The 24,052-nt window shown below is 64.5% G+C and carries 35 protein-coding genes; 1 reads left to right on the top strand and 34 read right to left on the bottom strand.

Going from position 1 to position 24,052, the window contains the following annotated elements; translation table 11 throughout:
- Positions 1–192 precede the first annotated feature (192 nt).
- From rplQ to infA, 6 genes are all read right to left on the bottom strand, one after another.
- Complete coding sequence (gene rplQ / locus VH571_RS14095; RefSeq protein WP_423265078.1) at positions 193–795, bottom strand: 50S ribosomal protein L17; 603 nt, start codon at positions 793–795, stop codon at positions 193–195.
- A 51-nt stretch (positions 796–846) separates the two neighbouring features.
- The gene (locus VH571_RS14090; protein WP_055965031.1) at positions 847–1,839 is read right to left on the bottom strand and encodes a DNA-directed RNA polymerase subunit alpha; all 993 of its coding nucleotides are present in this window, start codon (positions 1,837–1,839) and stop codon (positions 847–849) included.
- A 201-nt stretch (positions 1,840–2,040) separates the two neighbouring features.
- Positions 2,041–2,439 (bottom strand): 30S ribosomal protein S11, encoded by a 399-nt coding sequence (rpsK, locus tag VH571_RS14085; RefSeq protein ID WP_055799944.1) that lies wholly within the window; start codon positions 2,437–2,439, stop codon positions 2,041–2,043.
- 42 nt (positions 2,440–2,481) lie between these two features.
- Positions 2,482–2,856: a 30S ribosomal protein S13 gene (gene rpsM, locus VH571_RS14080; protein WP_055965028.1), complete on the bottom strand. Its 375-nt coding sequence runs from the start codon at positions 2,854–2,856 to the stop codon at positions 2,482–2,484.
- 204 nt (positions 2,857–3,060) lie between these two features.
- Positions 3,061–3,177 (bottom strand): 50S ribosomal protein L36, encoded by a 117-nt coding sequence (rpmJ, locus tag VH571_RS14075; RefSeq protein ID WP_055965025.1) that lies wholly within the window; start codon positions 3,175–3,177, stop codon positions 3,061–3,063.
- Positions 3,178–3,281: 104 nt separating this feature from the next.
- On the bottom strand, positions 3,282–3,503 hold the full coding sequence (infA, locus tag VH571_RS14070; RefSeq protein WP_055965022.1) for a translation initiation factor IF-1: 222 nt from the start codon (positions 3,501–3,503) through the stop codon (positions 3,282–3,284).
- A gap of 267 nt (positions 3,504–3,770) precedes the next feature.
- Here infA and VH571_RS14065 point away from each other — a divergent pair, with 267 nt between their 5' ends.
- Positions 3,771–5,081: an LCP family protein gene (locus VH571_RS14065; protein WP_423265077.1), complete on the top strand. Its 1,311-nt coding sequence runs from the start codon at positions 3,771–3,773 to the stop codon at positions 5,079–5,081.
- Positions 5,082–5,128: 47 nt separating this feature from the next.
- Here the strand turns inward: VH571_RS14065 and map are convergent, their stop codons facing one another.
- From map to fusA, 28 genes are all read right to left on the bottom strand, one after another.
- Positions 5,129–5,962, bottom strand: a complete 834-nt coding sequence (gene map, locus VH571_RS14060) for a type I methionyl aminopeptidase (protein WP_423265076.1) — start codon at positions 5,960–5,962, stop codon at positions 5,129–5,131.
- Positions 5,963–5,994: 32 nt separating this feature from the next.
- On the bottom strand, positions 5,995–6,612 hold the full coding sequence (locus tag VH571_RS14055; RefSeq protein ID WP_423265075.1) for an adenylate kinase: 618 nt from the start codon (positions 6,610–6,612) through the stop codon (positions 5,995–5,997).
- Positions 6,609–7,931: a preprotein translocase subunit SecY gene (gene secY, locus VH571_RS14050; protein WP_055965016.1), complete on the bottom strand. Its 1,323-nt coding sequence runs from the start codon at positions 7,929–7,931 to the stop codon at positions 6,609–6,611. Before secY ends, VH571_RS14055 begins: the two co-directional genes overlap by 4 nt.
- Positions 7,932–7,997: 66 nt before the next feature.
- Positions 7,998–8,567 (bottom strand): 50S ribosomal protein L15, encoded by a 570-nt coding sequence (gene rplO, locus VH571_RS14045; protein ID WP_084816340.1) that lies wholly within the window; start codon positions 8,565–8,567, stop codon positions 7,998–8,000.
- A complete protein-coding gene (gene rpmD, locus VH571_RS14040) occupies positions 8,567–8,749 on the bottom strand; it encodes a 50S ribosomal protein L30 (protein WP_194600685.1) in 183 nt (60 codons plus the stop codon). Before rpmD ends, rplO begins: the two co-directional genes overlap by 1 nt.
- The gene (gene rpsE, locus VH571_RS14035) at positions 8,749–9,471 is read right to left on the bottom strand and encodes a 30S ribosomal protein S5 (RefSeq protein WP_084816339.1); all 723 of its coding nucleotides are present in this window, start codon (positions 9,469–9,471) and stop codon (positions 8,749–8,751) included. Before rpsE ends, rpmD begins: the two co-directional genes overlap by 1 nt.
- Positions 9,468–9,839, bottom strand: a complete 372-nt coding sequence (gene rplR, locus VH571_RS14030) for a 50S ribosomal protein L18 (RefSeq protein ID WP_055965011.1) — start codon at positions 9,837–9,839, stop codon at positions 9,468–9,470. Before rplR ends, rpsE begins: the two co-directional genes overlap by 4 nt.
- Positions 9,840–9,841: 2 nt before the next feature.
- On the bottom strand, positions 9,842–10,378 hold the full coding sequence (gene rplF / locus VH571_RS14025) for a 50S ribosomal protein L6 (RefSeq protein ID WP_055965008.1): 537 nt from the start codon (positions 10,376–10,378) through the stop codon (positions 9,842–9,844).
- Positions 10,379–10,384: 6 nt separating this feature from the next.
- Positions 10,385–10,783, bottom strand: coding sequence for a 30S ribosomal protein S8 (gene rpsH / locus VH571_RS14020; protein ID WP_055965006.1), 399 nt, complete (start codon positions 10,781–10,783; stop codon positions 10,385–10,387).
- A gap of 140 nt (positions 10,784–10,923) precedes the next feature.
- Entirely contained in the window at positions 10,924–11,517 is a 594-nt protein-coding gene (gene rplE / locus VH571_RS14015) for a 50S ribosomal protein L5 (RefSeq protein WP_055965002.1), read from the bottom strand.
- Positions 11,517–11,876 carry a 50S ribosomal protein L24 gene (gene rplX / locus VH571_RS14010; protein WP_055964999.1) on the bottom strand — a complete coding sequence of 120 codons (360 nt, stop codon included), beginning with the start codon at positions 11,874–11,876 and terminating at the stop codon, positions 11,517–11,519. Before rplX ends, rplE begins: the two co-directional genes overlap by 1 nt.
- 3 nt (positions 11,877–11,879) lie before the next feature.
- Positions 11,880–12,248: a 50S ribosomal protein L14 gene (gene rplN / locus VH571_RS14005; protein WP_055964996.1), complete on the bottom strand. Its 369-nt coding sequence runs from the start codon at positions 12,246–12,248 to the stop codon at positions 11,880–11,882.
- A gap of 28 nt (positions 12,249–12,276) precedes the next feature.
- On the bottom strand, positions 12,277–12,588 hold the full coding sequence (gene rpsQ / locus VH571_RS14000; RefSeq protein ID WP_055964993.1) for a 30S ribosomal protein S17: 312 nt from the start codon (positions 12,586–12,588) through the stop codon (positions 12,277–12,279).
- Complete coding sequence (rpmC, locus tag VH571_RS13995; protein WP_055964990.1) at positions 12,588–12,923, bottom strand: 50S ribosomal protein L29; 336 nt, start codon at positions 12,921–12,923, stop codon at positions 12,588–12,590. Before rpmC ends, rpsQ begins: the two co-directional genes overlap by 1 nt.
- The gene (rplP, locus tag VH571_RS13990; protein WP_055964987.1) at positions 12,923–13,342 is read right to left on the bottom strand and encodes a 50S ribosomal protein L16; all 420 of its coding nucleotides are present in this window, start codon (positions 13,340–13,342) and stop codon (positions 12,923–12,925) included. Before rplP ends, rpmC begins: the two co-directional genes overlap by 1 nt.
- A gap of 2 nt (positions 13,343–13,344) precedes the next feature.
- On the bottom strand, positions 13,345–14,136 hold the full coding sequence (gene rpsC, locus VH571_RS13985; protein ID WP_055964984.1) for a 30S ribosomal protein S3: 792 nt from the start codon (positions 14,134–14,136) through the stop codon (positions 13,345–13,347).
- A complete protein-coding gene (rplV, locus tag VH571_RS13980; protein ID WP_055964981.1) occupies positions 14,136–14,528 on the bottom strand; it encodes a 50S ribosomal protein L22 in 393 nt (130 codons plus the stop codon). Before rplV ends, rpsC begins: the two co-directional genes overlap by 1 nt.
- A gap of 25 nt (positions 14,529–14,553) precedes the next feature.
- Positions 14,554–14,835 (bottom strand): 30S ribosomal protein S19, encoded by a 282-nt coding sequence (rpsS, locus tag VH571_RS13975; protein ID WP_055964978.1) that lies wholly within the window; start codon positions 14,833–14,835, stop codon positions 14,554–14,556.
- Positions 14,836–14,847: 12 nt separating this feature from the next.
- Positions 14,848–15,687 (bottom strand): 50S ribosomal protein L2, encoded by an 840-nt coding sequence (gene rplB / locus VH571_RS13970; protein ID WP_055964975.1) that lies wholly within the window; start codon positions 15,685–15,687, stop codon positions 14,848–14,850.
- Between the two features lie 18 nt (positions 15,688–15,705).
- Complete coding sequence (gene rplW, locus VH571_RS13965) at positions 15,706–16,005, bottom strand: 50S ribosomal protein L23 (RefSeq protein ID WP_055964972.1); 300 nt, start codon at positions 16,003–16,005, stop codon at positions 15,706–15,708.
- A complete protein-coding gene (gene rplD / locus VH571_RS13960; RefSeq protein WP_194600693.1) occupies positions 16,002–16,661 on the bottom strand; it encodes a 50S ribosomal protein L4 in 660 nt (219 codons plus the stop codon). The genes rplW and rplD overlap by 4 nt, the downstream gene beginning before the upstream one ends.
- Before the next feature lie 3 nt (positions 16,662–16,664).
- Positions 16,665–17,318 (bottom strand): 50S ribosomal protein L3, encoded by a 654-nt coding sequence (gene rplC, locus VH571_RS13955; RefSeq protein ID WP_055964965.1) that lies wholly within the window; start codon positions 17,316–17,318, stop codon positions 16,665–16,667.
- A gap of 14 nt (positions 17,319–17,332) precedes the next feature.
- Positions 17,333–17,641 (bottom strand): 30S ribosomal protein S10, encoded by a 309-nt coding sequence (gene rpsJ, locus VH571_RS13950; protein WP_055964962.1) that lies wholly within the window; start codon positions 17,639–17,641, stop codon positions 17,333–17,335.
- 453 nt (positions 17,642–18,094) lie between these two features.
- Positions 18,095–18,904 (bottom strand): DarT ssDNA thymidine ADP-ribosyltransferase family protein, encoded by an 810-nt coding sequence (locus VH571_RS13945; RefSeq protein WP_423265074.1) that lies wholly within the window; start codon positions 18,902–18,904, stop codon positions 18,095–18,097.
- Positions 18,905–18,971: 67 nt separating this feature from the next.
- On the bottom strand, positions 18,972–19,946 hold the full coding sequence (locus VH571_RS13940; RefSeq protein ID WP_123939593.1) for a DNA topoisomerase IB: 975 nt from the start codon (positions 19,944–19,946) through the stop codon (positions 18,972–18,974).
- Between the two features lie 102 nt (positions 19,947–20,048).
- Positions 20,049–20,267: an Rv0909 family putative TA system antitoxin gene (locus VH571_RS13935; protein WP_423265073.1), complete on the bottom strand. Its 219-nt coding sequence runs from the start codon at positions 20,265–20,267 to the stop codon at positions 20,049–20,051.
- A gap of 200 nt (positions 20,268–20,467) precedes the next feature.
- Positions 20,468–21,658: an elongation factor Tu gene (gene tuf, locus VH571_RS13930; protein WP_055964949.1), complete on the bottom strand. Its 1,191-nt coding sequence runs from the start codon at positions 21,656–21,658 to the stop codon at positions 20,468–20,470.
- Positions 21,659–21,819: 161 nt separating this feature from the next.
- Positions 21,820–23,934 (bottom strand): elongation factor G, encoded by a 2,115-nt coding sequence (fusA, locus tag VH571_RS13925; protein WP_423265072.1) that lies wholly within the window; start codon positions 23,932–23,934, stop codon positions 21,820–21,822.
- Between the last annotated feature and the right edge of the window lie 118 nt (positions 23,935–24,052).

Raw genomic sequence — 24,052 nt, 5'->3', positions numbered from 1 at the left:
GTCGACGAGTCTACCGACCTGCCGTCCCTCCGAATTTGAAGGAGATTCTCGTCGCACCGGGCCCGGATCGGCATGTTCCCGTCGCCGCCGACGGGTTTTTCCTTCGAATTTGCAAGCCGGGCAGGGGCGCGAGACGGCAGAAGGCCCACCCTCACGAGGAGGGTGGGCCTTCTGGGTGGTGCGAGTTGCTAGTTACTTCTTGGCCTCGTCGGCAGCGGCGTCGTCGGCCGGAGCCTCGTCGCTGAAGGCGGCCTCGGCGTCAGCCTCGGTCGTCTCGGCGGCGTTGTCGGCGTCGGGAGCCTCGGTCGTGGCCTCGATGATCGCCTCGTCGGAGGTGGTCAGCTCTTCAGCCGGCTCCTCCAGCAGGGCCTCGGTCGAGGCGGGAGCGGCAGCGGCAGCGGCAGCCTTCGACGACGACTTCTTGGTCTTCGGGGTCACGGGCTCGAGAACGAGCTCGATCTGCACCATCGACGCGTTGTCGCCCTTGCGGAAGCCGAGCTTCGTGATGCGGGTGTAGCCGCCCTCACGCAGCTCGACCAGCGGCGCGACCTCGGAGAACAGGACGTGCGTGGTCTCTTTGTTGCGGAGGATGCTCAGCACGCGACGACGCGAGTGCAGGTCACCGCGCTTGGCGAAGGTGACGAGGCGCTCGGCGACGGGGCGGAGGCGCTTGGCCTTCGTCTCGGTCGTCTTGATGCTCTTGTACGTGAACAGCTGGCCGGCCATGTTGGCGAGGAGAAGACGCTCGTGAGCGGGTCCGCCTCCGAGGCGGGCACCCTTGGTGGGCTTTGGCATGGTGGATTCCTAAAGGTGTGTAAGTGGATACGGCGAGAAGAGCCAGGAGACCTAGTTGGTCTCCTCCTCGTCGTAGCCGCTGTAGAAGTGAGCGCCGTCGAAACCGGGCACGGTGTCTTTCAGCGAAAGACCGAGCTCGACGAGCTTGTCCTTCACTTCATCGACCGACTTCTGTCCGAAGTTACGGATGTTCATGAGCTGCGTCTCCGAGAGAGCGACCAGTTCGGAAACCGTGTTGATGCCCTCGCGCTTGAGGCAGTTGTAGCTGCGCACGGAGAGGTCGAGATCTTCGATCGGCGTCTGGAGCTCCGACGAGAGGACGGCGTCGACCGGCGCGGGGCCGATCTCGATGCCCTCGGCCGCGTTGTTGAGCTCGCGAGCGAGTCCGAACAGCTCGGTCAGCGTGCGGCCGGCCGAAGCGATGGCGTCGCGCGGGCTGATCGCGGGCTTGGTCTCGACGTCGACGACCAGGCGGTCGAAGTCGGTGCGCTCACCGGCACGAGTCGCCTCGACGCGGTAGGTCACCTTGAGGACGGGCGAGTAGATCGAGTCGATCGGGATCTGACCGGCCTCGGAGAACTCCGAGCGGTTCTGCACGGCCGACACGTAGCCACGGCCACGCTCGATCGTGAGCTCGAGCTCGAACTTCGCCTTGTCGTTCAGCGTCGCGATGACCAGGTCGGGGTTGTGCACCTCGACACCGGCGGGAACCGAGATGTCGGCGGCGGTGACCTGACCGGCACCCTGCTTGCGCAGGTAGGCCGTGATCGGCTCGTCGTGCTCGCTCGCGACGACCAGGCTCTTGATGTTCAGGATGATCTCGGTGACGTCTTCTTTCACACCGGGAACAGTCGTGAACTCGTGAAGCACGCCGTCGATGCGGATGCTGGTGACAGCTGCTCCGGGGATCGACGAAAGGAGGGTGCGACGCATCGAGTTACCGAGCGTGTAGCCGAAGCCAGGCTCGAGGGGCTCGATCACGAAGCGGGAGCGGAACTCCGAGATGTTCTCCTCGGTGAGAGTGGGGCGCTGTGCAATGAGCACTGTGGATTCCTTTCGGCGAAGAGTCCGCTATATGACTCTTGGCGGTACGACTGGTGGCTGTCAGTCGGTCTGTTGAGTTGTGAAGCACCTCGGCGACCGGACGCGAGCGGCGTCGGAGCCGGGTGACGAGAGAACGAGCGGAACGCCGCGACCCCGGAGCCCCCACGAGGAGGGCACCGGAGGCACGGCGAAACGGCTAACTCAGACGCGGCGACGCTTCGGCGGGCGGCACCCGTTGTGCGCCTGCGGCGTGACGTCGTTGATGGAACCCACCTCGAGGCCAGCGGCCTGGAGCGAGCGGATGGCGGTCTCGCGACCCGATCCCGGGCCCTTCACGAACACGTCGACCTTCTTGACGCCGTGCTCCTGAGCCTGGCGCGCGGCCGACTCGGCTGCGAGCTGTGCGGCGAACGGGGTCGACTTGCGCGAGCCCTTGAAGCCGACGGCGCCGGACGAAGCCCAGCTCAGCACGGCACCCGAGGGATCGGTGATCGAAACGATGGTGTTGTTGAAGGTCGACTTGATGTGGGCCTGGCCCACTGCGACGTTCTTCTTCTCTTTACGGCGGGGCTTACGCGCGGCCGACTTCGGTGCTGCCAATTTTTTCTCCTACAACCTAGATGGCTACGGCGGGCGCCGGGCCTATCGAGCCTTCTTCTTGCCGGCGACGGTGCGCTTCGGGCCCTTGCGGGTACGAGCGTTCGTCTTGGTGCGCTGGCCGCGAACGGGCAGACCGCGACGGTGGCGGATGCCCTCGTAGCTTCCGATCTCGACCTTGCGGCGGATATCGGCGGCGACCTCGCGACGAAGGTCACCCTCCACCTTGAAGTTGCCTTCGATGAAGTCGCGGAGGAGGACGAGCTGGTCGTCGGTGAGGTCTTTCACGCGGATGTTGCCGTCGACCGAGGTCTCGGCAAGAGCCTTGAGAGCGCGTGTGCGCCCGACTCCGTAGATGTAGGTCAGTGCGACTTCCACGCGCTTGTCGCGCGGGATGTCAACGCCTGCTAGACGTGCCATTGTGGCTTCTCCTTGAGAGATGGTGGAGGTATGTCACAGCATCGGTGCCAGGGCCTCCGCCCTGGGTGTCCGCCAAGGATCCGGAACCACGAGTGGTCGTGGATCCTTAGCTTCTGATGCTGCTTGAAGTGGTGCTGTTGGTGCTGCGTGCTGGTGGCACTGCGTGGAGATGGTGCAGAGCACCGCCCCACAGAGACAGGCTTATTAGCCCTGACGCTGCTTGTGACGCGGGTTGCTGTTGCAGATCACCATGACGCGACCGTTGCGGCGAATCACCTTGCAGTGCTCGCAGATGCGCTTGACGCTGGGCTTGACCTTCATGTTGCTTCCTTTTGACTCGCTGGCCTCGTGCTCGACGGATGCGTCGAGCCGTTCCTTTCCAGCACCAGCCCTTGCCGGGGGTAAACCCTCGGAGAGGAGCTGGCCTACTTGTAGCGGTAGACGATCCGGCCGCGGGTCAAGTCGTAGGGGCTCAGCTCGACGATCACACGGTCTTCGGGGAGGATGCGGATGTAGTGCTGCCGCATCTTTCCGGAGATGTGCGCGAGAACCTTGTGCCCGTTGCTCAGCTCAACACGAAACATCGCGTTGGGCAGCGCTTCGACCACTGCGCCTTCGATTTCGATGACACCGTCTTTTTTGGCCATAGCCTCACTGTCGCTAAAAATTGGTTTGCTGGTCTTGCGGGGATTGGTGCCGCACGTCTCGCAGACGAGACCGAGGTCTTGCCAAACTGAGAGCCCATGGATTCGACTCATAGGAATCGATCCGAAGATTGCACGCGGAGAGCGGCCCACGGCACCAAGGGTCGATCTTATTCGATTGCGCTACAGTTTTTCAACCTGGCGGGTCAACTCGACACGCCGATCGCCGCGCCAGTCCAGCGACGTCGCAGCCCTACGAAACGAGGAAACGTGCCCGGAGAACGCACGAGCCGTCGCCACACGGGCGCGAACCCCATCGCCCGCCACGGCCAGCTCCGCCGCCCGCACCCCTTCCGCTTCACGGCGATGCTCCTCGCAGTCGCGCTCGGCGTCGGTGTGATGAGCGTCGGCAGCGTGGCGGCCATCGCCGCCTTCAATCTCAAGTCGCAGATCAAGAGCGTGTCGATCGGCGCCGCCGAAGACAAGATTGCCGAGAACACCTCGATCGGCGCCATCGAGGGAGGCGCGAACATCCTCCTCGTCGGCAGCGACACCCGCGTCGGTCAGACCGAGGTGCAGGCCGGAGTCGCCGACGGCAGCCGCAATGACGTCACGATCCTGATCCACCTGTCGGCCGACCACAAGCAGATGACCGCCATCAGCTTTCCTCGCGACCTGATGGTCGACCTCCCCGCCTGCACGGGCACGGGCGGCGCCACGTTCCCTGAGCTGAGCTACCAGCAGTTCAACACCAGCCTCGGCCAGGGTCTCGGCTGCACCGTCGCCACCGTCGAGTCGCTGACGGGTCTCTCCATCCCCTATGCCGCCGAGATCACCTTCGACGGCGTCATCTCGATGTCGAACGCCGTCGGTGGAGTCGACGTCTGCGTCGCCCAGGCCATCAGCGACACCGACTCGGGCCTGCAGCTCTCCGCCGGTACGCACACGCTCAAGGGTCTTCAGGCGCTCGAGTTCCTCCGCACGCGCCATGGCGTGGGCGACGGCAGCGACCTCGCGCGAATCTCGTCTCAGCAGGTGTTCCTCTCCGCCATGATGCGCAAGATCGCCTCGGCCGGCACCCTCAGCAATCCCGTCAAGCTCTACGGCCTCGCCTCCGCCGCCGTCAAGAACATGACGCTCTCGAGGAGCCTCAGCAACACCGACACCATGATCGAGCTCGGCACAGCGCTCAAAGACATCGACCTCTCGAGCGTCCTCTTCGTCCAGTACCCGACGGCCGAAGACCCGCAGAACTCCAACCGCGTCGTTCCGGCCGCAGCAGACGCCGCCATCCTCAATGCCGACCTGCAGAGCGACACCAAGTTCACGCTCGGAGACGACAGCACCGGACGGGCATCACAGGCGGAAAGCTCGACGGGCTCAGGCGGCTCTTCGGGCAGCGGCTCCTCCGGCAGCAGCAGCTCAACCGGCGGCGGGACAGCGGCGGGCAGCGGATCCTCGTCCGGAACAACGGCGACACCGAAATCCTCGGCGACACCGAGCTCGACGGCGACGGCACTTCCGTCGACCATCACTGGTCAGGCGGCCTCCGAGAAGACCTGCTCCGTCGGCAACGGCTGACCTCCCGGGGGCAGCAGGCATCGCCGTGCCCCCTTGGGAGCGGGGTGCTACGGGATCGGAACCGGCTTGACCCCGAGCGGAGCCAACCCGGAGGCGCCACCGTCTGGCGCGGTCAGCACCCAGATGCCGTCGGCATGGACCGCGACCGAGTGCTCCCAGTGCGCAGAGTCAGATGAGTCGGTCGTCGTGACAGTCCAGTCGTCGCCCTGGGTGAACGTCTCGATTCCGCCAGCGGTGATCATTGGCTCGATGGCCACGACCAGGCCGGGCTTGACCGTCGGGCCGCGACCCTTGACGCGGTAGTTGAACACCGGGGGCTCTTCGTGCATCGAGCGTCCGATGCCGTGACCGACGTAGTCCTCGAGAATTCCGAATTCGCCCTGCGACTCGATGTACTCCTCGATGGCTTCGCCCACCTCATTCAGGTGCGAAGCCGCCGCCAGGGCTGCGATGCCGTGCCAGAGCGACTGCTCGGTCACGTGGTTGAGGCGCTCGCGCTCAGCAAAACGCTCAGGATCCGACGGGTCGGCAAGCACGAACGTCCGGGCGGAGTCGCCGTTCCACTCGTCGAGCTGAGCTCCGCTGTCGATCGACACGATGTCGCCCGCAGCCAACACCCGGTCGCCCGGGATGCCGTGAACGACGTCGGCGTTCACCGACGCGCACACCGTGTGTCGATAGCCGGGGACGAGCATGAAGTTCGGCTCGCCGCCGCCGGCACGGATCGTCCGCTCGGCGATGGCATCAAGCTCTCCGGTCGTGATGCCGGGACGGATCGCCTCGGCGACGGCCTCGAGCGACGCCGCGGTCAACAGCCCCGGGGCAACCATCCGCCGGAGCTCTTCGGGGGTCTTGTAGATGCCGGGACGGCGAAAAGCCACGCGGTGCCTTCGTTTCTGAGAGCGGAAAGAGGTCAGGCTGCGGCGGTGGGCCGGATGCCCCGTGACGCGAGAGCGTCGTCGATGCGCGAGGCAACCTCGTCGATCGAACCGAGTCCGTCGACCTCGAGTACGAGGCCCTTCTCGCCATACGCGGCGATTAGCGGACCGGTCTCGCGGAGATAGACGTCTTGACGGTGCCGAATGGCCTCTTCAGTGTCGTCACTGCGACCCTGCTCAACGGCCCGACGGCGGAGTCGCTCCACGATCTCATCGCGATCCGCGACGAGTTGCACAACTGCTGTGAGCTGCTCGCCCTTGCCCTGCAACAGGCTCTCCAGGTAGTCGACCTGGTCGGCCGTGCGTGGGTAACCGTCGAGCAAGAAGCCCTGCTCGGCGTCGGGCTGGGCCAGGCGGTCTTCGATCAGCTCGTTGGTCAGCGTGTCGGGAACGTAGTCGCCCGCGTCGAGAATGGTCTTCACCTTGAGACCCAACGGTGTCTCGTTCTTCACGTTCGCTCGGAAGATGTCTCCGGTCGAAATCGCGGGGATCCCGTAGGTCTCAGCGATGCGCACTGCCTGAGTGCCCTTGCCCGCGCCGGGCGGACCGACGATGAGCAGTCGAGTGCCCTGGACGTCTGCAGCCGGGGTCATCGAAGAAGACCCTCGTAGTGGCGCTGCTGGAGCTGGGAGTCGACCTGCTTCACCGTCTCGAGACCGACACCGACGATGATCAGGATGCTCGCGCCGCCGAAGGGGAAGTTCTGATTCGCGCCCACTGTGGCGAGAGCGATCAACGGGATGAGGGCGACGAGGCCCAGATACAACGACCCGGGCAGGGTGACGCGGGTGAGCACGTAGTCGAGGTAGTCAGCGGTGGGACGACCGGCACGGATGCCGGGGATGAACCCGCCGTACTTCTTCATGTTGTCGGCAACCTCTTCGGGGTTGAACGTGATCGCCACGTAGAAGTAGGTGAACCCGATGATGAGCATGAAGTACAGGAGCATGTAGAGCGGCTTGTCGCCCGACGTGAGGTTCGTCTGGACCCAGCTGACCCACGCGGCCGGAGCCGTGCCGTTGGTCGGCGTGTTGAACTGAGCGACCAGGGCCGGCAGGTACAGGAGCGACGAGGCGAAGATGACCGGCACGACGCCCGCCATATTGACCTTGATCGGGATGTACGTGTTGTTGCCACCGTAGGTTCGCCGCCCGACCATTCGTTTGGCGTACTGCACGGGAATCCGTCGTTGCGATTGCTCGACGAACACGACGAGGCCCATGATGACGACGCCGACGACGATCACCATCAGGAAGATCTCGAAGCCCTTCGCCTGCTGGATGGCCCAGAGCGCCGTCGGGAACTTGGCCGCGATCGACGTGAAGATGAGCAGCGACATTCCGTTGCCGATGCCGCGCTCGGTGATCAGCTCGCCCATCCACATGATGAGGCCGGTACCGGCGGTCATGGTGATGACCATGAGGAGGATCGCGTACCAGGCGTTGTTCGTGATGAGCTGGCTGCACTCGGACACGGTCGACGAGCCGAACAGGGCACCGGAGCGCGCCACCGTGATGAGGGTCGTGGACTGGAGGATTCCGAGGGCGATGGTGAGGTAACGCGTGTACTGCGTCAGCTTGGCCTGACCGGTCTGGCCTTCTTTGTACAGCGCGTCGAAGTGCGGGATGACCACGCGGAGCAACTGCACGATGATCGACGACGTGATGTAGGGCATGATGCCCAGCGCGAAGATCGAAAGTTGAAGGAGCGCGCCACCGGAGAAGAGGTTGACGAGCTCGTAGAGACCCGAGGTCGACTGGTTACCGGCGAGGCAGACCTGCACGTTGCTGTAGTCGACGAAGGGCGAGGGGATGAAGCTGCCCAACCGGAAGAGCGCGATGATGCCGAGCGTGAACCCGATCTTTCGGCGAAGGTCGGGTGTGCGGAATATCCGCGAAATAGCTCTGAACATGGTGGCCTCCCGGTATGAGGATAAACGACTGATGGGGGTGGCCCTTACGGACCACCCCCTCAGGTACTACTTGGTGACTGTTCCGCCCGCGGCGACAATCTTCTCTTCGGCAGAGCCGGAGACCTTGTCGACACTCACGGTCAGCTTGACGGCGAGATCGCCCTGGCCGAGCACCTTGACCTTCTCGTTCTTGCGAACGGCACCCTTGGCCACGAGGTCACTCACGGTGACCTCACCACCGGCGGGGTAGAGGTCGGTCAGCTTGTCGAGGTTGACAACCTGGTACTCGACGCGGAACGGGTTCTTGAACCCGCGGAGCTTCGGGGTGCGCATGTGCAGAGGCATCTGCCCACCCTCGAAGCCGACGCGGACCGTGTAGCGAGCCTTGGTTCCCTTGGTACCGCGACCAGCGGTCTTACCCTTCGAACCCTCACCGCGACCCACGCGAGTCTTCGCCTTCTTGGCACCGGGAGCCGGACGAAGGTGGTGGACCTTGAGGATCTGCGGACGAGCGACGTCGGAAGACTCCGACTTCGCTGCGGCCTGAGTGGTCGCTGCCTTGGTGGCAGGCTTCTTGGTCGCAGCCTTGGGAGCTGCGGCCTTCGTGGTGGCTTCGTCTTTCGAAGTGTCAGCCATTAGTCAATCTCCTCGACCTTGACGAGGTGAGCGACCGTTACGACGTAACCGCGGTTCTGCTTGTCGTCAGGGCGAACGACCGTCTGGCCGATTCGCTTGAGACCCAAGCTGCGCAGCGTGTCGCGCTGGTTCTGCTTCTCGCTAATTTTGGACTTGATCTGAGTCACGCGGAGCTGAGCCATCAGGCACCTGCCTTCTCAGTTGCGGCAGCACGAGCGTCGGCCTCGATGCGAAGCAGACGAGCGGGAGCGACCTGGTCGATGTCGAGACCACGACGAGCTGCGACGGCGCGCGGCTCTTCCAGCTGCTGCAGCGCGGCGACAGTCGCGTGCACGATGTTGATGGTGTTCGACGAACCGAGCGACTTGCTCAGAACGTCGTGGATGCCAGCGCACTCGAGAACGGCGCGAACCGGACCACCGGCGATAACACCGGTACCCGCAGCGGCGGGGCGGAGCAGGACGACGCCGGCTGCAGCCTCACCCTGGACGGGGTGCGGAATGGTGTTCGCGATGCGAGGGACGCGGAAGAAGTTCTTCTTCGCCTCCTCGACACCCTTCGAGATGGCGGTGGGGACCTCGCGGGCCTTGCCGTAGCCGACACCGACGAGACCGTTACCGTCACCGACGACGACGAGAGCGGTGAAGCTGAAGCGACGACCACCCTTGACGACCTTGGAGACACGGTTGATGGTGACGACGCGCTCGAGGAACTGGCTCTTGTCGCGGTCGTCACGACCACCGCGACCCTGGTTCCGGTCGCCGCGACCGGCGCCACGGCGGTCGGTACGACCACTGTTGCCACCCTCGCGGTTGTTCGACTCGGAGCCGGCAGCCGTCTCCACGGGGCGCTCGACGACGGCCTCGGCCGTCGGCTCGGGCGTCTTGTTCGTTGCGTCGCTCACAGGTCCAACCCACCTTCCCGGGCGCCGTCGGCGATTGCCGCCACGCGTCCGGCGTACTTGTTACCACCGCGGTCGAAGACGACCGCTTCGATTCCGGCAGCCTTGGCGCGCTCGGCGACGAGCTCGCCGACCTTCTTGGCCTTAGCCGTCTTGTCACCGTCGAACGTGCGCATGTCGGCCTCGAGGGTCGATGCGCTGGCGACGGTGTAGCCCTTGCTGTCGTCGACGACCTGCACGAATACGTGACGGGCCGAGCGATTGACGACGAGACGGGGGCGAACTTCCGTGCCCACGATCTTCTTGCGCAGGCGAGTGTGGCGTCGGCTCGTAGCGGCCGACTTGCTCTTACCTCTGGTTCCGAGACCCATGATTACTTACCTGACTTTCCGGCCTTGCGGCGGACGACCTCGCCGGCGTAGCGAACACCCTTGCCCTTGTAGGGCTCGGGCTTGCGCAGCTTGCGGATGTTGGCGGCCACTTCGCCGACGGCCTGCTTGTCGATGCCGGTGACGGTGAGCTTGTTGTTGCCCTCGACCGTGAAGCTGATGCCCTGGGGCGGCTCGACGGTGATCGGGTGCGAGTAGCCGAGGGCGAACTCGATGTTCTGGCCCTTGGCCTGCACGCGGTAACCGGTACCGACGATCTCGAGGCCCTTGGAGTAGCCCTGAGTGACGCCGGTGATCTGGTTCGCGATGAGAGTGCGGGTCAGGCCGTGGAGCGAACGCGATGAGCGCTCGTCATCCGGGCGGGTGACCAGAACGGTGCCCTCTTCGAGCTTGGCTTCAATGGGGCTGGCGACGACGAGCGACAGCTCGCCCTTCGGGCCCTTAACGGTGACGGCCTGGCCGTCGATCTTCACGTCGACCCCGGTGGGGATCGGAATGGGAAGGCGTCCGATTCGTGACATAGCGGGTTACCACACGTAGGCGAGGACTTCCCCACCCACGCCCTTCTTCTCGGCCTCACGGTCGGTCAGCAGACCGGAGGAAGTCGACAGGATGGCCACGCCGAGACCGCCGAGAACCTGAGGGATCTCGGTCGACTTTGCGTAGACGCGGAGGCCCGGCTTGGAAACGCGCTTGATGCCCACGATGGAGCGCTCGCGTGCGGGGCCGTACTTGAGGTCGATGGTGAGGGTCTGTCCGACGCGAGCGTCTTCGACCTTCCAGGACTCGATGAAACCCTCTTTTTTGAGGATCTCAGCGATGTGGGACTTGAGCTTGGAGCTCGGCAGCGACACGGTCTCGTGGAATGCCGAGTTCGCGTTGCGCAGTCTGGTCAGCAGGTCTGCGACCGGATCTGTCATCGTCATGCGAATTGATCTCTTTCTCGAGCGGTTTCGACTTCCGGTACACCGGGAGCCGACCTACGCGATCGGGTGGCCTGGAGCGATTCTCCAGACACGGAAGTGCGGCCGGACACTTCGAAACCGAAGTGTCCGACCGAACGATCTTAGTTGGCCGAGTCGGCCGAGCGGAACGGGAAGCCGAGTGCCTTGAGCAGAGCCCGACCCTCGTCGTCGTTCTTCGCGGTGGTCACGACAGTGATGTCGAAGCCGCGAACTCGGTCGATGCGGTCCTGATCGATCTCGTGGAACATGCTCTGCTCGTTGAGACCGAAGGTGTAGTTGCCGTTGCCGTCGAACTGGCGGTCGCTCAGACCGCGGAAGTCGCGGATGCGAGGAAGCGCAAGCGAGAGCAGACGGTCGAGGAACTCCCAAGCGCGGTCGCCACGAAGCGTGACGTGAGCACCGATCGGCTGACCCTCACGCAGTTTGAACTGCGCGATGGACTTGCGGGCCTTGGTGACCAGCGGTTTCTGTCCGGTGATAGCCGTGAGGTCTTTGACCGCGCCGTCCATGACCTTCGAGTCGCGAGCTGCCTCGCCGACACCGGTGTTGACGACGATCTTCACGAGACCGGGCACCTGGTGCACGTTCGTGAATCCGAAGTCGCTCTTCAGCTGCGGCAGGATCTCGGCCTGGTACTTGGCCTTGAGGCGAGGCTGAGCGCTGGGCTCGACCGTCGCGGTAGTGGTGTCACTCATCAGAGATCCTCCCCCGACTTCTTGGCGTAGCGGACACGGACGGTCTTGGTGACTCCGTCTTTCGTGACCTTGTCTTCGCGGAAGCCGACGCGGGTCGGCTTCTTGCTCTTAGGGTCGACCAGCGCGACGTTCGACACGTGGATGGAAGCCTCGTGCGTCTCGATGCCGCCGGTCTTGGTGCCCCGCTGGGTCTGGCCGACACGGACGTGCTTGGTGACGAAGTTGACACCCTCCACGACCACGCGGTTCTTCTCCACGAGGACCTCGATGACCTTGCCCTGCTTGCCGCGGTCTCCGCCGCGGGCCTGCGTGGCTCCGGTGATGACCTGAACCAGGTCACCCTTCTTGATGTTTGCCATGACTTAGATAACCTCCGGCGCCAGCGAGATGATCTTCATGAACTTCTTGTCGCGGAGTTCGCGACCGACCGGTCCGAAGATGCGGGTACCACGGGGGTCTCCGTCAGCCTTCAGGATCACTGCGGCGTTCTCGTCGAACTTGATGTAGGAGCCGTCGTTGCGACGGGTCTCCTTCTTGGTGCGAACGATGACCGCCTTGACGACGTCACCCTTCTTCACGTTGCCACCGGGGATGGCGTCCTTCACCGTGGCGACGATGACGTCACCGAGGCCGGCGTAACGACGACCCGAGCCACCGAGAACGCGGATGGTGAGGATCTCTTTGGCACCGGTGTTGTCGGCGACCTTGAGGCGGGATTCCTGCTGAATCACTTCTGTCTCCTATCGAGCAGGCCGAGGCCTACTTCGCCTTCTCGAGGATTTCGACCAGGCGCCAGCGCTTGGAGGCGCTGAGCGGACGGGTCTCGCTGATGACGACCAGGTCACCGACGCCGGCCGAGTTGGCCTCGTCGTGAACCTTGACCTTGGAGGTACGGCGGATGACCTTGCCGTACAGGGGGTGCTTCACGCGGTCTTCGACCTCGACGACGATGGTCTTCTCCATCTTGTCGCTCGTGACGTAGCCACGACGCGTCTTGCGGTAGCCGCGGACGAGGGTGTCCGACTCGACAGTGTCTGTCGAGGCCGCAGCAGCCTTCTTCTCGGTAGCCATTACTTGGTCTCCTCGGTCTCAGCGGCCTCGACGGTCTCGTCGGCCGGCTTCGCAGCGGCCTTCTTCGTCGACTTCTTGGCAGCAGCCTTGGGGGCAGCCGCGGCCGGGGCGGGGGTGGCACGAATGCCGAGCTCGCGCTCACGGAGCACCGTGTAGATACGAGCGATGTCGCGCTTCACGGCACGAACGCGGCCGTGGTTCTCGAGCTGGCCGGTAGCCGACTGGAAGCGCAGGTTGAACAGCTCTTCCTTGGCCTTCTTGAGCTCGTCGACAAGACGCTCGTCTTCGAAAGTGTCGAGCTCGGTCGGAGCGAGCTCCTTGGATCCGATCGCCATTATGCGTCGCCCTCCTCGCGCTTGATGATGCGTGCCTTCAGGGGCAGCTTGTGAATTGCACGAGTGAGCGCCTCTTTGGCGACTTCCTCGCTGACGCCGCTGAGCTCGAAGAGCACGCGACCCGGCTTGACGTTGGCGACCCACCACTCGGGCGAACCCTTACCGGAACCCATGCGGGTTTCGGCCGGCTTCTTGGTCAGCGGGCGGTCGGGGTAGATGTTGATCCACACCTTTCCACCACGCTTGATGTGACGGGTCATGGCGATACGAGCGGACTCGATCTGACGGTTGGTGACGTAGGCAGGCGTGAGAGCCTGGATGCCGTACTCACCGAAGCTCACGCGAGTACCACCGGTCGCCTGGCCACTACGGCCGGGGTGGTGCTGCTTGCGGTGCTTGACACGACGGGGAATCAACATGGTTATGCCTCAGCTCCTGCGGTGACCGGGGCGTCCTGCGTCTGCGGAGCACGGGTGTTGCCACCACGGGATCCACGGTCGCGGTCGCCACCACGGTCGTTACGACGCTCGGGGCGCGACGACTTCTGGTTCGCCTGCTCACGCGCGAGCTCTTTGTTGGTGATGTCGCCCTTGTAGATCCAGACCTTGACACCGATGCGACCGAACGTGGTCTTGGCTTCGTAGAAGCCGTAGTCGATGTTGGCGCGGAGCGTGTGCAGGGGCACGCGGCCCTCGCGGTAGAACTCCGAACGGCTCATCTCAGCGCCGCCGAGACGGCCCGAGACCTGGATGCGAACACCCTTGGCGCCGGCGCGCTGAGCACCCTGCAGCCCCTTGCGCATTGCGCGGCGGAAAGCCACGCGAGCGCTGAGCTGCTCGGCGATGCCCTGGGCGACGAGCTGAGCTTCGGCCTCGGGGTTCTTGACCTCGAGGATGTTCAGCTGGATCTGCTTGCCCGTGAGCTTCTCGAGGTCGGCGCGGATGCGCTCGGCCTCGGCGCCACGGCGACCGATCACGATGCCCGGGCGGGCCGTGTGAATGTCGACGCGAACGCGGTCGCGGGTGCGCTCGATCTCGATCTTGGCCACGCCAGCGCGGTCGAGGGAGGTCTTGAGCAGGTTGCGGATCTTGATGTCTTCAGCGACGTAGTCGCTGTAGCGCTGGCCGGCCTTCGTGCTGTCGGAGAACCAACGCGACACGTGGTCGGTGGTGATTCCGAGACGGAAGCCGTACGGGTTTACTTTCTGGCCCATTACTTGCTCGCCTTCTTCGACGTCGTGGCCGCTTCGGCCTCTTCGGGCGTCGCGAGGACGACCGTGATGTGGCTGGTGCGCTTCAGGATCTGGAACGCACGGCCCTGAGCACGAGGCTGGAACCGCTTGAGGGTTGCTCCCTCGTCGACGTAGGCACTCGAGATGTAGAGGTCTTCGTCGTTGAGGTAGCTGTTCTGAGCATCGGCCTTCACTCGGGCGTTGGCCATAGCCGACGCAACGAGCTTGTAGACCGGCTCCGATGCGCCCTGCGGCGCGAACTTCAGAATGGCCAGGGCCTCGAGGGCCTGCTTGCCGCGGATCAGGTTGACAACGCGACGGGCCTTCATGGGGGTGACGCGGATGTGACGCACGCGTGCGATCGACTCCACCATTTCTCTCCTCCTTCTCGCCGCCGCGTTAGCGACGACGACCCTTCTTGTCGTCCTTCACGTGGCCGCGGAAGGTGCGGGTGGGCGCGAACTCGCCGAGCTTGTGGCCGATCATGGATTCGGTCACGAAAACGGGGATGTGCTTGCGTCCGTCATGCACGGCGATGGTGTGGCCGAGCATGTTCGGGATGATCATCGAGCGACGCGACCAGGTACGGATCACGTTCTTTGTGTTGGCTTCGTTCTGAACAACAACCTTGCGGAGCAGGTGGTCGTCGACGAAGGGGCCCTTCTTCAGACTGCGTGGCATCTTCTACAACTCCTACTTGCGCTTGTTGCCAGCGTTGCGGCGGCGGACGATGAGCTTGTCGCTCTCGAGCTTGGGGTGACGAGTGCGGCCCTCTTTCTGGCCCCACGGCGAGACCGGGTGGCGTCCACCGGAGGTCTTGCCCTCACCACCACCGTGCGGGTGGTCGACGGGGTTCATGGCGACACCACGCACGGTCGGGCGAACGCCCTTCCAGCGCATACGGCCGGCCTTTCCCCAGTTGATGTTCGACTGCTCGGCGTTGCCGACCTCGCCGATCGTGGCGCGGCAGCGCGCGTCGACGTTGCGGACCTCGCCCGAAGGGAGACGCAGCTGCGCGTAGGGGCCGTCTTTGGCGACGAGACGAACTGAGGCACCGGCGGAGCGGGCCATCTTGGCACCGCCACCGGGCTTGAGCTCGATCGCGTGGATGACGGTACCGACCGGGATGTTCTTCAGCGGAAGGTTGTTACCCGGCTTGATGTCCGCGCCAGCGCCCGACTCGACGATGTCGCCCTGCGACAGCTTGTTCGGAGCGATGATGTAGCGCTTGGTGCCGTCCACGAAGTGGAGCAGCGCGATGCGCGCCGTGCGGTTGGGGTCGTACTCGATGTGAGCGACCTTGGCGTTCACGCCGTCTTTGTCGTTGCGACGGAAGTCGATGACGCGGTACTGGCGCTTGTGGCCACCACCGATGTGACGGGTCGTGATGCGGCCGGCGTTGTTACGGCCACCGGTCTTCGACAGGGGACGAAGCAGCGACTTCTCAGGAGTCGAGCGCGTGATCTCAGCGAAGTCGGCGACGGATGAACCGCGGCGACCCGGAGTCGTGGGCTTGTATTTGCGAATAGCCATTATTTATCCCTCCGCGCCCTAGCCGACAGCCGTGAAGATGTCGATGGAGCCCGACTTGAGTGTCACGATGGCGCGCTTGGTGCTCTTGCGCTTGCCGATCCCGAACTTGGTACGACGCGTCTTACCCGGACGGTTCAGCGTGTTGATGCTGTCGACCTTGACGTCGAAGATCTTCTCGATGGCGAGCTTGATCTCGGTCTTGTTCGAGCGCGGGTCGACCAGGAAGGTGTACTTGCCCTGATCAATCAGGGAGTACGACTTCTCGGAGACGACCGGCGAGATCACGACGTCGCGGGGGTCTTTGTGGATGCCGCTCATGCGGTGGCCTCCTTGTTGGTCTTCTTGGCCACGAAGGCCTCGAAAGCGCTCTTGGTGAAGACGATGTCGTCGGAGACGAGGACGTCGTAGGCGTTGAGCTGGTCCCACGAGATGACGTGGACCTCGTCGACGTTGCGGACGCTCTTCTGCGTCAGCAGGTCATCGCGCTCGATGACGACCAGGACGTGCTTGCTCGTGGAGATGCTCGCGAGCAGCTCGAGAGCGGTCTTGGTCGAGACGACGTCGGCCACGAAGGACTCGACGACGTGGACGCGGGCGCCGCGAGCGCGGTCGGAGAGAGCACCGAGCAGAGCTGCGGCGATCATCTTCTTGGGGGTGCGCTGCGAGTAGTTGCGGGGCGTCGGGCCGTGGACGATGCCACCGCCGGTCATCTGAGGAGCGCGGATGGAGCCCTGGCGAGCGCGACCCGTTCCCTTCTGCTTGAACGGCTTGCGGCCGGCACCGGAGACCTCGCCGCGGCCCTTGACCTTGTGCGTGCCCTGGCGTGCGGCAGCGAGCTGCGCGACGACGACCTGATGGATCAGCGGGACGTTTGCGACGACATCGAAGATCTCAGCGGGGAGGTCGACGGAGCCGGACTTGGCGCCCTTGGCGTCGAGGACATCGACGGCGGTGGAAGCAGTGGTGGTAGCCATGCGCTAGTTCCCCTTCACGGCGGTGCGGACGAAGACGGTGCGGCCACGAGCGCCGGGGACGGCGCCCTTGACGAGCAGCAGACCCTTCTCGACGTCGACGGCGTGAACCGTGAGGTTGAGGACGGTGACGCGCTCCCCACCCATGCGACCGGCCATGCGCATGCCCTTGAAGACACGGCTGGGGGTCGACGAAGCACCGATCGAACCGGGCTTGCGGTGGTTACGGTGCGAACCGTGGGATGCCGAGACACCCTTGAAGTTGTGACGCTTCATGACACCGGCGAAGCCCTTGCCCTTGGAAGTGCCGACGACGTCGACCTTCTGGCCGGCCTCGAAGGAATCGACCGCGAGCTCCTGGCCGAGTGCGTACTCGGCGGCGTCGGCGGTGCGAACCTCGGTGAGGGTGCGGCGAGGCGTGACGCCCGCCTTGTCGAAGTGACCGGTGCGGGGCTTGTTGGCCTTGCGCGGGTCGATTGCTCCGGCAGCGATCTGGACGGCGACGTAGCCGTCGACCTCTTCGGTACGGATCTGAGTCACGACGTTCGGCGAGATCTCGACGACGGTGACGGGGATCAGCTTGTTGTCGGCGTCCCAGACCTGGGTCATGCCGAGCTTCTTGCCGAGGAGACCCTTGACGTTCTTGGTGGTGATAGCCATTAGTTCGTCGCCCCCTACAGCTTGATCTCGATGTTGACGTCGGCGGGGAGGTCGAGACGCATGAGCGAGTCGACGGCCTTCGGCGTCGGGTCGATGATGTCGATGAGACGCTTGTGCGTCCGCTTCTCGAAGTGCTCGCGCGAGTCTTTGTACTTGTGGGGCGAACGGATGACTGCGATCACGTTCTTCTCCGTGGGAAGCGGCACGGGGCCGACCACGGTCGCGCCGGCACGGGTCACCGTGTCGACGATCTTGCGAGCTGACGTGTCGATGACCTCGTGGTCGTACGACTTCAGCCGGATGCGGATCTTTTGTCCCGCCATGTGTGACTCTCTCTCGATATAAACGTCGCGCACCTTCACGGGGCCGCCTGACGCGCCTTCGCGGTCGTATCGCTTTCGCGAACTCCCGCTCGGGCTGGGTCTTGTTCAGACTCGGGTCACTCCGGATGCCGCAGTTGCCTGCACACATGACCGTCGCACCACTGTTGATGTGTCAATCCGTCTTCGACCGCATGCCGAAGGCCTGCGCTCGTAACCGCTCCGCTGATTTCGTAGCCGATTCAGCGTGATGGCCACCGTGGGGAGGTCATCTCTCGGGTTTCGATTGAAGAGGTGTCCTGCTACCCGCGGCCCAGTCGATACGACTGTGCACTGCCTGGCAGTGATTCGAACCGCACGCAGCGGCCGAAGTGTTGAACCAGACAAGCTTGCCACAGCCCGGCATTTGCTGCAACCCGGGCGTGTCGGAATTGTTGCGACTCAGCTCGTGTCGAGTTATTCCGCCTCGGAGGGGCGGAACCACGGCGGGTAGACGGCGACTCGCGGCGCCCGCCCCTCCACATCGCGGAGCAGGCTCTTGACCTCGTCGCGGGTGCGATCGTTCGGCACTCCGATGAGGGTGACCAAGGAGAGATCGAAGGAGTCCGGCACGAGGATCTCGACCTCGAGCAGGTCGGGATCAGCGATCGAGGCGCGACGCGCAAGCGTAGCCGCCTCGGCCTGGCCGACCCCGAAACGCGCGAGGGGCCCGGCAGGGTCGCCGTCGGCGAGCACGAAGTCGTCGGGGAGGGCCGCTACGGGAGCCACGAGCACGACGAAGTCGGTGGGGCGGGTGGCTCGTGCTGCGGGTGACCACCGGGATCCTTCGGCGCCGCTGCGCACCTCGTTCCAGGTGGCCGCGTCGGGCGAGAGCGCGAACGGCACGTGACCGGCGACAGTGGAACCGGTCGGGAGAGCCGCAGCGGCACGCCGCTCGCGCGCCTCGGGCGACGCGACGTCGAGCTCGGGGACCGCGTCGGCTCGAAGGCGACCGTCGGAGAAGATGTCGGCGAGGTTCGACAGGTGCGTCCAGTGGTGGACACGCATCGTGGCGAGGTCGATGTCGGGGAGAGCTGCCGCCGCGGGGACGGCGCGCTTGGCACCCGGAGCGCGGACGACTGCCGGCATCCGGATCGCCGAGCCGCCGACGGGAGCACGTCGAGCAGCCGCCGGCCGAGCGACGGGCGCAACCACCGGCTCTTCTCGCTTGCGGGGCGTGCAGAGGTCGCAAAGCTCAGCATCGAGGCCGTGGATGCATTCGGTCACAGCAGTTGTTCCTCTCGGGCGCAACACGAAAGTCGCACAAAATTCAAGATTACGCGACCCGAGGGCATCACCGGTACAGAAGCGAACGAACCTCCGACTCCACGGCATGCACCCGGGCCGGATCGATCGTCTCGCCCTGGCGGAAGAGGTCGACGAGACGCGGGTCGACATAGCTGGCGCGGGCAACGGACGGCGTATTGCCGAGCACAGCCGACGCATCGCGCATCGCCTGGGCCACCGCGCGCTTGCGCCCGGTCTCGGAAGCCTTCGGCCCGGATCTCGCCAGGCTGATGGCCGCCGCAGCCGTTCCGTGGAGCGTGCGGAAGTCTTTCGCCGTGAACTCCCCGCCCGTCCGCTCGTGCACGTAGGCGTTGATGTCGACGGCGTGCAACGGCCTCCACGCCGCCCCTTGCTCGGGCCGGTAGGCGAGGAGCCGAGCACGCCCACCCCGAGACTTGAGGCCGCGGATAATCGCGGCGAGCTCGGGATCCTCGATTTCGCTCTCCCACTCCTGACCGCTCTTCGCCGGAAAGGCCAGCCGGATGCTGTCGCCGCTGACAGTCGCGTGCGAGCAGAGCAGGGTGGACAGCCCGTGGCTGCCGTGGGCGGTCGCGTACTGCTCTGAGCCGACGCGCAGCGAGCCCGTGTCGAGCATGCGGAATGCCGCCGCCAGAGCCCGGAGGCGATCCGGCTCGTCTCGCCGGAGGTCGAGTGTGACGAACCGCCGCGCGGTCGGAAGCGCCTCGGCGAGAGAGAGCGCCCGGTCGAACTTGATGCGGTCTTTCTGCTCGCGCCAGGTGGGGTGGTAGATGTACTGGCGCCGACCGACACCGTCGATACCGGTCGCCTGGATGTGCCCGTTGGGGTAGGGCGCGATCCACACGTCTTTCCACGCGGGCGGAATGGCGAGGGATTCGAACCGAGCACGCAATTCAGGATCCGAGACGGTCACGCCCGCATCGTCACGGTACGTGAACCCGCGGCCGGCCTTGACCCGGGTGACACCCGGTCGTGAGGAGTCGGTTCGGCGCAGTCGAGGCATGCCGACAAGTCAACTCCCCCGCGCCGGAGAACAGCTGCGGGAGCACGACACCCGAGCGAACGACGAAGGCCTCCGACGGACATCGTCGGAGGCCTTTGGCGGCTATACGCCGTCGTTGCCGATCTTCTTGTCGGCCGCGTCGCGCGCTTGCTGGATCTTGTCGTGGTGCTTACCGCCTGTGGCCCTGTCGGCTGCACTGGCCACGGCATCCAGGATGCTGTCGCTGATGCCCTCCGCCTTGTCGCTCTTCAGCGCGTCGGTGACCTTGTTGTCTTTCAGAAACTCCTGCGCCTTCTTGGTGACGTCGTCGAACCCAGCCATATGCGTTCCTCCCTGAACCGGTCGGCACCTCCGACTCGTGCCGCCAATCCTGCACCGACCCGACGCGCGGGTCTAGGGCGACAACTCTTCTCCCAGGCGATGGTCCGGGTACGCCAAAGCGGGTCGGACCCGAAGGCCCGACCCGCTCAGGGTGATGCGTGTCTACGACGCGTCAGAGAATCTCGAAGAAGTCGGAAGGACTACTTGTTGATCTTCGTGACGGTGCCGGCGCCGACGGTACGGCCACCCTCGCGGATAGCGAAGCGGAGGCCCTCCTCCATGGCGATCGGCTGGATCAGCTCAACGCTGATCTCAGTCGTGTCGCCGGGCATGACCATCTCGGTGCCCTCGGGCAGCGTGATGACGCCGGTGACGTCGGTGGTGCGGAAGTAGAACTGGGGACGGTAGTTCGCGTAGAACGGGTTGTGACGGCCGCCCTCATCCTTCGAGAGGATGTAGACGTTCGCGTCGAAACCGGTGTGCGGCGTAACCGAACCGGGCTTGACGATGACCTGGCCGCGCTCGACGTCTTCGCGCTTGGTGCCACGAAGAAGAAGACCGGTGTTGTCGCCGGCCACAGCCTGGTCGAGCAGCTTGCGGAACATCTCGATGCCGGTGACGGTGGTCTTGGTCGTCGGGCGGATGCCGACGATCTCGATCTCCTCGTTGACGTTGAGCTGACCGCGCTCGACACGACCGGTGACGACGGTGCCACGACCGGTGATCGTGAAGACGTCCTCGATGGGCATGAGGAAGGGCTGGTCGAGTGCACGGATGGGGTCGGGGACGTTCTCGTCCACGGCCTCCATGAGGTCGGCAACCGACTTGGCCCACTTCTCGTCGCCCTCGAGCGCCTGAAGCGCCGAGACCTGAACGACGGGGGCGTTGTCGCCATCGAAGTCCTGGCTGGAGAGCAGCTCGCGAACCTCGAGCTCGACGAGCTCCAGGATCTCTTCGTCATCGACCATGTCGGACTTGTTCAGCGCGACGACGATGTAGGGCACGCCGACCTGGCGAGCGAGCAGCACGTGCTCACGCGTCTGGGGCATGGGGCCGTCGGTAGCGGCAACCACGAGGATCGCGCCGTCCATCTGAGCCGCACCGGTGATCATGTTCTTCACGTAGTCGGCGTGGCCGGGAGCGTCGACGTGAGCGTAGTGACGCTTCTCAGTCTGGTACTCGACGTGCGAGATGTTGATCGTGATACCACGAGCCTTCTCTTCGGGCGCGTTGTCGATCTGGTCGAACGCGGACGCCGTGTTGAGGTCGGGGTACTTGTCGTGCAGAACCTTGGTGATCGCCGCGGTGAGCGTCGTCTTGCCGTGGTCAACGTGACCGATGGTTCCGATGTTTACGTGCGGCTTGGTCCGCTCGAACTTGGCCTTCGCCACTGTGGGTCCTCCTCAGGACTCGGGAGCAGTTGCCCGGCCGGGCCCGTGAAGGCCCGTCTCCGGGGAACTGCGCTTTGGTGTATTCACATGCTACGCGGTCGAGGCTCGACCCCGCATTTCGGGCGGTGCGCTCTGTGGAGAACGCACCACCCTGGGGTGGGCTACTCGCCCTTGTTCTTCGCGATGATCTCGTCGGCGACAGCCCGGGGGACCTCCGCGTACGACTCGAACGTCATCGAGTAGACGGCACGACCCGAGGTCTTCGACCGCAGGTCACCGACGTAACCGAACATCTCCGACAGCGGAACGCTGGCCCGAACGACCTTCACACCACTGGCGTCTTCCATCGAGGCGATCTGGCCACGACGAGAGTTGAGGTCGCCGATGACGTCGCCCATGTACTCCTCGGGCGTACGGACCTCGACGGCCATGATCGGCTCGAGCAGCACGGGACTGGACTTGCGTGCAGCCTCCTTGTACGCGATCGATCCGGCAATCTTGAACGCCATTTCAGACGAGTCGACATCGTGAGCAGCACCGTCGAGGAGCAGCGCACGAACACCCACGGTGGGGTAACCGGCTAGGACACCGACCTGCATGGCGTCCTGGATGCCGGCGTCGACCGAACCGATGTACTCGCGCGGAACGCGACCACCGGTGACCTTGTTGATGAATTCGTACGTCGACTCGGCCGTGACCTCGAAGGGCTCGAGCGCGATCTGGACCTTAGCGAACTGACCCGAACCACCCGTCTGCTTCTTGTGGGTGTAGTCGTAGCGCTCGATGCCCTTTTTGAGCGTCTCGCGGTAGGCGACCTGGGGCTTGCCCACGTTCGCCTCGACGTTGAACTCGCGCTTCATGCGGTCGACCAGGATGTCGAGGTGAAGCTCGCCCATTCCCTTGATGACCGTCTGACCAGTCTCGGCGTTGAGCTCGACGCGGAACGTCGGGTCTTCTTCGGCGAGCTTCTGGATGGCGATGGAGAGCTTCTCCTGGTCTTGCTTCGTCTTCGGCTCGATAGCAACCTCGATGACGGGCTCAGGGAAAGTCATCGACTCGAGGACAATCTGCTCGCTCGGGTCGCACAGGGTGTCACCCGTGGTCGTGAACTTGAGACCGATGACCGCGTAGATGTGACCAGCGGTCACGCCATCGACGGGGTTCTCCTTGTTGGAGTGCATCTGGAAGATCTTGCCGATGCGCTCCTTCTTGTCTTTCGTCGAGTTGATCACCTGGGCGCCGGACTCGATGGAACCCGAGTAGACGCGGACGTAGGTGAGGCGACCGAAGAAGGGGTGCACCGCGACCTTGAAGGCGAGAGCCGAGAACGGCTCCGACGACTCGGGCTTGCGGATGATGATCTTCTCGGCGTCGCGGACGTCGTGGCCCTCCATGGGAGGCACGTCGAGCGGCGAAGGCAGGTAGTCGATGACGGCATCGAGCATCGGCTGGACTCCGCGGTTCTTGAACGCGGAACCACAGAAGATCGGGTAGAGCTCGGAGTTGACGGTCATCTTGCGGACCGCACCCTTGATCTCGTCGACCGTCAGCTCTTCGCCGGCGAAGTACTTCTCGAGGAGAGCGTCGTCGGACTCGGCGACGGTCTCGAGCAGCTTCGCGCGGTACTCGTCGGCCTTCTCTTTGAGGTCTTCCGGGATGGGCTCGATCTCGTACTTCGCGCCCATCTCGACGTCACCCTTGGCGTCGCCGCGCCAGGTCAGTGCGCGCATCTCGACCAGGTCGACGACGCCCTCGAACGAGGACTCCGCACCGATCGGGAGCTGCATGACCAGGGGCTTGGCGCCGAGGCGGTTGATGATCGTGTCGACGGTGAAGTAGAAGTCGGCACCGAGCTTGTCCATCTTGTTGACGAAGCAGATGCGCGGCACGTCGTACTTGTCGGCCTGACGCCAGACGGTCTCGGACTGGGGCTCGACGCCCTCCTTGCCGTCGAAGACGGCGACGGCACCGTCGAGGACGCGGAGCGAACGCTCCACCTCGACCGTGAAGTCGACGTGACCCGGGGTGTCGATGATGTTGATCTGGTTCTTGTTCCAGAAGCACGTCGTAGCAGCCGACGTGATCGTGATTCCACGCTCCTGCTCCTGAGCCATCCAGTCCATCGTCGCAGCGCCGTCGTGGACTTCGCCGATCTTGTGGGTGATGCCCGTGTAGAACAGGATGCGCTCGGTGGTCGTCGTCTTGCCGGCATCGATGTGCGCCATGATGCCGATGTTGCGGACCTTGTTCAGGTCGGTGAGCACGTCCTGTGCCACGGGTTCCTCCGATTGGGGGGTTAGAGAGTGTGGTTACTGCGGGGCGGCGACCCGGTGCCGATCGGCACTGAGTCGCCACCCGCAGAGGTGGTGCCAGCGGTGCAGCACTACCAGCTGT

The sequence above is a fragment of the Frondihabitans sp. 4ASC-45 genome, from assembly GCF_049472575.1.
Classification (GTDB): Bacteria; Actinomycetota; Actinomycetes; order Actinomycetales; family Microbacteriaceae; genus Frondihabitans.
Note: the sequence above shows the minus strand (reverse complement) of the source record. Positions and strands in the feature narration are given on the sequence as shown.